This is a genomic window from Mesorhizobium sp. M4B.F.Ca.ET.089.01.1.1 (assembly GCF_004022605.1).
GTDB lineage: Bacteria > Pseudomonadota > Alphaproteobacteria > Rhizobiales > Rhizobiaceae > Mesorhizobium > Mesorhizobium abyssinicae.
The window spans coordinates 1-8,592 of sequence record NZ_RZOS01000242.1 but is presented as its reverse complement, the minus strand read 5'-3'; the positions used below and the strand labels follow the sequence as shown (position 1 = coordinate 8,592).

The 8,592-nt window shown below is 65.0% G+C and carries 7 protein-coding genes, 1 pseudogene and 1 riboswitch; of the genes and pseudogenes, 4 read left to right on the top strand and 4 right to left on the bottom strand.

Annotated features, from left to right (window positions below; genetic code table 11):
• Window positions 1–1,106, bottom strand: a 1,106-nt coding sequence (gene hisC / locus EN780_RS21045; protein ID WP_128275200.1) for a histidinol-phosphate transaminase, incomplete at its 3' end; no start/stop codon positions are given.
• Between the two features lie 138 nt (window positions 1,107–1,244).
• Window positions 1,245–1,322: riboswitch (SAM riboswitch) on the top strand.
• 117 nt (window positions 1,323–1,439) lie between these two features.
• On the opposite strand from hisC, the gene EN780_RS21040 reads away from it, so the two are divergent.
• The 4 genes from EN780_RS21040 to EN780_RS21025 all read left to right on the top strand — a co-directional run bounded on the left by EN780_RS21040 (window position 1,440) and on the right by EN780_RS21025 (window position 5,548).
• A complete protein-coding gene (locus tag EN780_RS21040) occupies window positions 1,440–2,609 on the top strand; it encodes a homoserine O-acetyltransferase (RefSeq protein WP_127312025.1) in 1,170 nt (389 codons plus the stop codon).
• 58 nt (window positions 2,610–2,667) lie between these two features.
• Window positions 2,668–3,282: a methionine biosynthesis protein MetW gene (gene metW, locus EN780_RS21035; RefSeq protein WP_127392790.1), complete on the top strand. Its 615-nt coding sequence runs from the start codon at window positions 2,668–2,670 to the stop codon at window positions 3,280–3,282.
• 158 nt (window positions 3,283–3,440) lie between these two features.
• Window positions 3,441–4,433 carry a glycosyltransferase gene (locus tag EN780_RS21030; RefSeq protein ID WP_128275199.1) on the top strand — a complete coding sequence of 331 codons (993 nt, stop codon included), beginning with the start codon at window positions 3,441–3,443 and terminating at the stop codon, window positions 4,431–4,433.
• A 179-nt stretch (window positions 4,434–4,612) separates the two neighbouring features.
• On the top strand, window positions 4,613–5,548 hold the full coding sequence (locus EN780_RS21025; protein ID WP_128275198.1) for a glycosyltransferase family 2 protein: 936 nt from the start codon (window positions 4,613–4,615) through the stop codon (window positions 5,546–5,548).
• 128 nt (window positions 5,549–5,676) lie between these two features.
• Here the strand turns inward: EN780_RS21025 and EN780_RS21020 are convergent, their stop codons facing one another.
• The 3 genes and pseudogenes from EN780_RS21020 to EN780_RS40720 form a co-directional block, all read right to left on the bottom strand.
• Window positions 5,677–6,477 carry a DUF1194 domain-containing protein gene (locus EN780_RS21020; protein ID WP_128275197.1) on the bottom strand — a complete coding sequence of 267 codons (801 nt, stop codon included), beginning with the start codon at window positions 6,475–6,477 and terminating at the stop codon, window positions 5,677–5,679.
• Between the two features lie 67 nt (window positions 6,478–6,544).
• Complete coding sequence (locus tag EN780_RS21015; RefSeq protein WP_128275196.1) at window positions 6,545–8,368, bottom strand: ABC transporter ATP-binding protein/permease; 1,824 nt, start codon at window positions 8,366–8,368, stop codon at window positions 6,545–6,547.
• Between the two features lie 116 nt (window positions 8,369–8,484).
• Window positions 8,485–8,592 (bottom strand): annotated as a pseudogene (locus tag EN780_RS40720) (SAM-dependent methyltransferase); the annotation flags it as partial.

The window sequence follows — 8,592 nt, the reverse complement described above, 5'->3', positions numbered from 1 at the left end:
CTTTTCAGGAAGGTCGTGAGGGCGGCAATCACGCCGCGATTGGCTTCTTCGAGCCCGACGCTCATGCGCAGCGCGTTGGAAAAACCGTAGCCGAAACCCCGCCGCAATATGTAGCCTCGCGCCGTGAGATAGTCGTCCGCCGCCGCCGCCGAATGCTTGCCGTCCTCGGGGAAGTGGATCAGCACGAAATTGCCGACGCTCGGCGTCACGCGCAGCCCGAGCTTGGTCAGCTCCTCGCTCAGCCAGGCGAGCCAGGTTTCGTTATGCGCCACGCTGCGCTCGACATGGGCGCGGTCGCGAATCGCCGCTATGCCGGCCTCGATCGCCGTCGCGTTGACGTTGAAGGGGCCGCGCACGCGGTTGATCGCGTCGACGATGTGCATGGGGCCATACATCCAGCCGATGCGCGCGCCGCCAAGGCCGAGCTTGGAGAAGGTGCGGGTCATCACCACGTTCTCCGCGCTTCCCGCCAGTTCGATGCCGGCCTCGTAGTCGTTGCGGCGCACATATTCGGCGTAGGCCCCATCCAGCACCAAGAGCACGTTCTTCGGCAGGCCGGCATGCAGCCGGCGCACTTCCTGGAACGGCACGTAGGTACCGGTCGGATTGTTGGGATTGGCGAGGAAGACGATGCGGGTCCGCGCCGTCACCGCGGCCAGGATCGCGTCGATGTCGGCCCGCTCGTCGGTTTCCTTGACCGCGACCGGAAGCGCGCCGGCCGCCTGGATGTAGATCTTGTAGACCATGAAGGCGTGTTCGGTGAAAACAGCCTCGTCGCCGGGCGCCAGATAGGTCTGCGCGAGCAGGCCGAGAATTTCGTCGGAGCCGTTGGAGCAGATGATGTTCGCGGGGTTGAGGCCATGCACCTCGGCGATCGCCTCGCGCAGCCGCCTTGCCGTGCCGTCCGGATAGACATCGAGCTTTCCGGCAACCTCGCGCGCAGCCTCGATCGCCTTCGGCGAGGGCCCCAGCGGGTTCTCGTTCGACGACAATTTATGGACCTTGGCGACACCGGCCGGCGCCGTGCTCTTGCCGGGCACATAGGCTTCGATGTCCATGATGCCCGCGCGGGGCGTCGGGCGTGCCTTGTCAGGTGTCTGGTTCATGTCGCAAAAGTCCGTCGAGAGAGCCTCCGTCCGGAGGCCGCAGCGGAAATACTAGTCGTGGCGGTGAATGTCGAGAGGCGGCAAGGGCGCGAAAAGCCTGGCCGTTGACGCCGGGCCGCGCTGGCCCTAGAAGGGCAGCGACAGTTCCGTGGTGATTTGGCCGGTCGGCTTGCAGCCACGTTAAACAATTCGCTAAAGGGCCGTTTGCATCCTGTAACCGGCTTTGCGAATGCATTGCCGGTTTTTTGTTGTCCGCCGCCGGCCGGACATTCGCCTGGTCCGGAAATCGGAATCGGTTTTCGGAAACCACGGTGCGTGATGTAAGAGGATGCAATGGCCGTTCTGCGCGCCGCAAAGACCAATAACGAGGTCGACCAGCCGTCGAGCCCGGTGTTGCGCTTTGGCCCCGACAAGCCGCTCAAGCTCGATGCCGGTGCGCTGCTGTCGCCGTTCCAGATCGCCTACCAGACCTATGGCACCCTCAACGACGCCCGCTCCAACGCCATCCTGGTCTGCCACGCGCTGACCGGCGACCAGCATGTTGCCAGCACCAATCCGGTCACCGGCAAGCCTGGCTGGTGGCAGGTGCTGATCGGGCCGGGCAAGATCATCGACACCAACCGCTTCTTCGTCATCTGCTCCAACGTGCTGGGCGGCTGCCTGGGCTCCACCGGCCCGGCCTCGACAAACCCTGCCACCGGCAAGCCTTACGGCCTCGACCTGCCGGTGATCACCATCCGCGACATGGTGCGGGCGCAGCTGATGCTGGTCGACCACTTCGGCATCGAGAAGCTGTTTTGCGTGCTTGGCGGCTCGATGGGCGGCATGCAGGTGCTGGAATGGGCCGCGAGCTATCCGGAGCGCGTCTTCTCGGCGCTGCCGATCGCCACCGGCGCGCGCCATTCCTCGCAGAACATCGCCTTCCACGAGGTTGGCCGGCAGGCTGTCATGGCCGACCCCGACTGGCATGGCGGCAAATATTTCGAGCACGGCAAGCGTCCGGAAAAGGGGCTGGCGGTGGCGCGCATGGCGGCACACATCACCTACCTGTCGGAAGCGGCGCTGCACCGCAAATTCGGCCGCAACCTGCAGGACCGCGAGGCGCTGACCTTCGGCTTCGACGCCGACTTCCAGATCGAAAGCTACCTGCGCCATCAGGGCATGACCTTCGTCGACCGCTTCGACGCCAACACCTACCTCTATTTGACCCGCGCGATGGACTATTTCGACCTCGTCGCCGATCACGGTGGACGCCTGGCTGATGCCTTCGCCGGCACCAAAACGCGATTCTGCCTGGTCTCCTTCACCTCCGACTGGCTGTTCCCGACCGAGGAAAGCCGCTCGATCGTGCATGCGCTGAACGCCGCCGGCGCCTCCGTCTCCTTCGTCGAGATCGACACCGATCGCGGCCATGACGCCTTCCTGCTCGACGAGCCGGAACTGTTCGCCGCCATCAGCGGCTTCATCGGTTCGGCCGCGCGGGCGAGAGGGCTGAACGCATGACCCCGGAAAGTTGCAGACTTCCCGGATCAGGATCATGCGCCGAACGGGAGACCAGCCGATGAGCGTCAACCGCGCCCAGCGCGTCGACCTTGAAGTCGTCGCCGATCTCATCCCGCCGCAGTCACGGGTGCTCGATGTCGGCTCCGGCGACGGTCTGCTGCTCGAATTGCTGCAGGAAACCAAGCAGGTCGACGGCCGCGGGCTGGAACTGTCGCAGCGCGGCGTCAACGAATGCGTGGCGCGCGGCCTCTCGGTCATCCAGGGCGACGCCGACAAGGATCTCGAATTCTATCCCGACAAGGGCTTCGATTTCGTCGTCCTGTCGCAGACGCTGCAGGCGACCCGCAATCCGAAGCTGGTGCTCGACGAGTTGCTGAGGATAGGCAACCGCGCCATCGTCTCGTTCCCCAATTTCGGCCACTGGCAGGTGCGCCTGTCGCTGTTCGTCAAGGGGCGTATGCCGGTGACCAAGGATCTGCCCTATTCCTGGTACGACACGCCCAACATCCACTTCTGCACCATCCGCGACTTCGTCAATCTGTGCGAGGAGCTTGGCGCGACGGTGGAAAAGGCGACCGCGCTCGACGGCAACGGCCAGAAGATAGGCCTGTCCATGCCGTGGTGGTTCTGGAATTTCTTCGGCCAGCAGGCAGTGTTTCTGCTGCGACGATAGCAACGATCGCGGCGGTTTCCTTCGCCGACACCAGCACTTCCGCAGATCCCGGCGCGACGAAGATTCTCGCAAAAGGAGCTTTCCTGCTTGCTTCTGTTATTTGACAGCGAAAGCCGACCCCTATAGCCACGTCCATTCAAGCAACCTGGTCGAACAATATGAGCGGCGATCGTCCGACTTATTCAATCGTCGTGGAAATGGAGAACGCCAAGTCGATCGACTGGGCGGAGATCGGCGTTGGGTTGAACGCCCTGGCGCGCGAGATCGCCGCGGTTTCCGCGACCGGCTTTGCAAGACCGAAAGTCATCATCTCGCATGGCGGGGAGGAAGAGGACGCGGACACGCTCCGGCGCAACTTCCATACCCAGGCGCCACAGTTGGAAGAGGTGGCGGAGATAAGCTTCGCAGCTTGTCCCGGCGGCCGCTACTACGACCTCAAGAATAACGGGATCAAACAAACCGAGGGCGAACTGGTCGTCTTCCTGGACTCCGATACCGTTCCGGAGCCGGACTGGCTTGCAACCCTGCTCGGCCCGTTTCAGGATCCCGCGATCGTCTGCGTCAACGGCTATACCTATCTCTTGTGCGACGACTTCTTTTCGAGAACCTTTGCCATGATGTGGTTCTTCCCGATGGCCGAGGGTGATAAGCGGTTCGCCTCGAAACGGGCGCTCAACGCCAACAACATCGCCTTCCGGCGCGAGTGGATTTCCAGCCACCCGTTTCCGGAAAACAATGGCTTCAAGGTCTCCTGCACCTTGCTGATGCACGAGCTGCGGCGCCAAGGCCACCAGCCGAGCAACGTCAACGCCCGCGTCTACCACTATCCCCCGCGGGGCTGGCGGTTCTTCTTCTGGCGGGCACTGGTGACCGGCCGGGATGCCGACAGGAAATTCGTCGCGCAGCGCTCGCCCACGCGCGGCGCGCGCATCGTCAAGTCGTTCAGCCGCTGGTTCACCATGTCGTGGCGCACGACGCGGCGCATCGTGAGCCATGCCCGCCAGGCAGGCATGCCGGCCTGGCAGATCCCGTTCTCCCTGATCGTCGGCCAGGCGTTCTATGCCTTGGTGTTCTGGGGCCAGTTCAGCTTTGCCGCGGGGATCGTTGGCGACAGGGTCGAGCTGGTGCCGGACTATGTCGGGCACAGCTGAGGCCGGTGTTGCAATTGAGGCGCGGCGTCTCGAAATCTGCCGATTGCAGGCACGGGCGCGGGCGGTCGAGGTGACACAGAGACTGCTTTTTTGTAGCGTCCCGCTGAACGCAAGCTTGGGCGGGCATGGAAGACGGCAACAAATCCATCCGAATATCCCAGAATCCGGGGCCTGATCGCATGCCGAAAGCGCCCGAGCCGGCCCCGCTCATCACAGTGATCACGCCGACCCACAACCGGCGCAGCCAGGTTGTGCGCGCCGTGGAAAGCGTGCTGGCGCAGACCCTTACCCGCTTCGAGCAAATCGTCGTCGACGATGGCTCCACCGACGCCACGGCGGCGGCGCTTGCCGAAATCCGCGACCCGCGGCTGATCTATGTCGGAGCGAAATGGCGTGGTGCCAACGCCGCCCGCAATGCCGGCATCGAGCGCGCGCGCGCGCCGATCGTCACCTTCCTTGATTCGGATGATGTCTATCTGCCGGACCGGCTGGAGCGGACGCTGGCGCGCTTCGACGAGAACCCGTCGCTCGAGGTGCTCATCAGCTCCTTCGTTTCGGTGAAGGGCAACCGGGCCACCAAATGCGTCAACCGCGAGGCATTCCTGAGCCGCAACATGCTGGAACGGGCGCTGGTCTCCCAGACCATCTTCATCGCCGGTTCGGCGATAACCGCCCGGCATGAATCGCTGCTGGCGATCGGCGGCTACGACAGCGACATCGCGCGCATGCAGGATCGCGAATTGCTGCTGCGCTTCGCCCGCCGCGGCGGCGCGCTGCTCACCGAGGAAATCGACTGGAAGAAATACAATTCGGAGAATTCGATTTCCGGCCGCCGTGACGGCTATGTCGAGGCCTATGCGAACCTCATCGACAAGCACCCTTACATCGCTGACCGCTATCCCGAGATCCCGCCCTATATGATCGCGCGCCAGATCATCGCCGATACGATGAAGGGCAGGGTTTCGCAGGCATTCGCCGGTTATCTGGCCAACCGCTCGTCCAAGTCGCTCGGCTACTCGCTGCCGCAGCTGTTGCGCGGCTATGTCGACGGCCGCCGCCGCCGGCGTGACCTTTATGACGAGTTCCGCGCGAAGTACGGCGCGCGCCCCGCCTGATCTTGCCGGGCCCCGAGCCTGTTGGCTTGGAGCAATTCCAGGAAAAGTGTGTAACGGTTTTCCGTCCGGAATCGCGTAGAACCAAATAGTTAGAGCGGTTCGGCGATTCCTTGAAACGCTGAACCGCTCTAGCGATCGAGCTCCGGGAAATAGGGATCGGAATAGAAACGGCGGTCGCGCTCGCCCTGCAGGCAGTCGATAGGCGGCTCGGCGTCGATCCGGACCGCCACCGTGTCGGCGATGCCGCTCACCTCGAGGATCAGCTTGCGCCGGATGGCGGTCGAGAACTCGGAAGCCGCGTAGATCGGCAACACGAAGGAGCCGGGCCCACCGGTGACGCATTGGGCGTAGTAGCGGTCGAGATGGCTGAAGGTGGGCGACGGGCTGATCAGGATCGGCAGGCCGTTGACGACGATGCCCCTGGCCAGTGCCGCGTCGCGCTCGGAGGTGACGGGCGGACCGGTGTTGTTGGGCCCGTCGCCCGAGATGTCGATGACGCGCCGCTCCGCCACGAAGGCGGTTTGCTCGAAAAGCCCGGCGCCAAAGGCGAGCGCGCCGGAGATCGAGGTGCCGCGGAAGCTGCGGAACGGCCGCGCTGCGATCCTGTCGGCGAACACATTGGCGCTGTCGCTGCCGTCGATGATCTGCCAGGCAAGCACCGCGTCGTCGCGGATGGTGCCCGCCCACTCGAAATAGGCGATCGCGATGCGGCCGTTGGTTCCCGCGCGCACCGCCCTGATGAAGTCCGGATGCCTGAGCGCCTCGACGTAGCCGGCGCGCTGCAACGCGAATTCGCGCTCGTCCATCGACGTCGAGATGTCGACCGCCAGCACCAGCTCGACGTCCACGGCGGCAGGTGCGGCGGGCACCGGCACAGGCGCGGCCTGGGCGCAGCCGAGACAGGCAAGCAGGCTGAGCATGTCGAGCATGGCCGCGTGCGTCCGGTTTGACGGGCCTGATCTTCTGCGGTGATCGCGGCGAAATAAAGCTTGGCTTTTACTTGTTCCTGCGCGGCGCCGGCGGCGGCGGCTCGATCGCGCCGGCCCTGACCCGCGCCGGCTTGAGCGCCGATCGGCCAGCATCCTTCACGATCGTCAGCGAGCGCGGGAAGAACTGGTTGTTGTGCTGGCCACGGCCGATGTTGAGGATGGCGGCGTCCGGCAGCCGCTTCTCCAGCATCGCCAGCACGCGCCGCAGCGTCGCGCCGTCGAACGTGTCCATCGCCTCGTCGATGATCACCCATTTTGGCCGCCTGAGTGCCAGCCTGGCGACGGCAAGCAGGCGCTGCTCGTCGTCGGCGAGTTCGTGCTCCCAGCGCGCCGAACGGTCGAGCGAGGAGGCAAGCCGTTCGAGGCCGACCTCCGTCAGCACCGCCGCGATCTCGGCATCCTCGACCGTGATGCCGTCGGCATGGTTAAGCACCTCGCGCAGCGTGCCGAGCGGGAAATAGGGCATGCGCGGAACGAAGACCGGCGCCGCCCCGGCCGGCATGCCGATGCTGCCGCTGCCCCATGGCCACAGCCCGGCGATGGCGCGGAAGAACAGCGTCTTGCCGGCGCGCGGGTCGCCGGTGATCATGACGCGCTCGCCGGGGCGTATCTCCACCTCCGGCTCGGCTAGCCTTGTGCAGCCGTCCGGCGAAGCGACCTCCAGCCTCTCGAAGGTCAGCGTGCCGCCGGCGTTCTCGGTAAAGGTGATGCGCTTTTCGGTGTCGTGGAAAACGTCGGTCTCGGCAAGCGCGATGCGGAAATCGGCGACGCGCATCAGCGTCGCCCGCCAGTCGGCGATGCCGCCTATGTTGTTGATGAACCAGCGCAGCGAGGAATGGACCTGGTTGAAGGCCCCAACCGCCATCATCAGCCCGCCGAAGCTGATGTCGCCGGCGAAATAGACCGGCGCCGCCACCAGGATCGGCGCCACCACGGTTATCCAGCCATAGGTGTCGGTAACCCAGGAGAGATTGATCTGGGCGCCGTAGATGCGCCGCATGGCGCCGAGCACCATGCCGAGGTCGAGCTCGAGCTGCCGCCTGGCGTCGGCCTCGCCATGCGCGAGCGCGATGGCGTCGACATTCTCGTTGACGCGGACCATCGACGACCGGAGCTCGGCCTCGCGCGTGTAGCGGTCGCTGTTGAAGCGGATCAGCGGCCGCCCGACCAGCCAGCTCAGCCACGAGGCGATGCCGGCATAGAGGATCGCCGCCCACACCATGTAGCCGGGGATCTCCAGCGCATGGCCGCCGATATGGAAAACGAAGCCGGAGGAGAGCTGCCAAAGCACGCCGATGAACGACACCAGCAGGATGAAGGACTGCAGCAGCCCGACGCCGAGATCGGTCGACAGGTCGGAGAGATGCCCGGCATCCTGCTGCATGCGCTGGTCCGGATTGACGCCGATTGCCCCGGCATGCGCCAGGCGGAAGGCGCGCGCCGGCCGCATCCACTCCTCGATCAGGTCGAGCGTCAGCGCCTGGCGCAGCTTCAGCCGGATCATCTGGTTGAGCCAGGTCTGGCCGACATTGAGCACCAGTAGCCCACCGGCGATGGCCGCGAAGACCATAAGCTGGTGCAGGAAACCCGGCAGGTCGCGCCGCGCCAGCGCATCGTAGAAGGGCTGGTTCCAGCGGTTGAGCAGCACCTGGCCGATCGCGGTCGCGATGATGACGGCGACGATACCGAGGCAGGCCCAGACGAACTGCCTGCGCACCGGCGAGGATTTCAGCGCTTGCTTGATCGTCCTCACCTGGTCGCCGAGGCTGCTGACTTCGACAGACACGGCGGCAGGCGCCGGGCCGGCCTTGTCATCCGCTTGATCAGCCATTTCAGATATCCCTGCTTTCGGAAAAAGGTGCTGAAACCGGCGCGAGCGCGACCGGCATGTCCCTCAGGCCGCGAACCCGCCCCCGACAGATAGGATGAGGCAAGGCGCCGCCGCGATCACGAACGCGTCACTTGGGCTTGCGCCTGGTTCGCCGCCAGCCGCCCGAGCCTGGTGGCGCCTTGCGGCGTCAGCACCGGCACGAAAACGCGGCGCGAGGCGCGCTG

What these genes read in the sequence shown, in the direction of transcription:
- EN780_RS21015 (WP_128275196.1), bottom strand. Translation starts at nt 8,368, where the DNA reads ATGGCTGATCAAGCGGATGACAAGGCCGGCCCGGCGCCTGCCGCCGTG.
- EN780_RS21025 (WP_128275198.1), top strand. Translation starts at nt 4,613, where the DNA reads ATGCCGAAAGCGCCCGAGCCGGCCCCGCTCATCACAGTGATCACGCCG.
- EN780_RS21040 (WP_127312025.1), top strand. Translation starts at nt 1,440, where the DNA reads ATGGCCGTTCTGCGCGCCGCAAAGACCAATAACGAGGTCGACCAGCCG.
- EN780_RS21030 (WP_128275199.1), top strand. Translation starts at nt 3,441, where the DNA reads ATGAGCGGCGATCGTCCGACTTATTCAATCGTCGTGGAAATGGAGAAC.
- metW (WP_127392790.1), top strand. Translation starts at nt 2,668, where the DNA reads ATGAGCGTCAACCGCGCCCAGCGCGTCGACCTTGAAGTCGTCGCCGAT.
- EN780_RS21020 (WP_128275197.1), bottom strand. Translation starts at nt 6,477, where the DNA reads ATGCTCGACATGCTCAGCCTGCTTGCCTGTCTCGGCTGCGCCCAGGCC.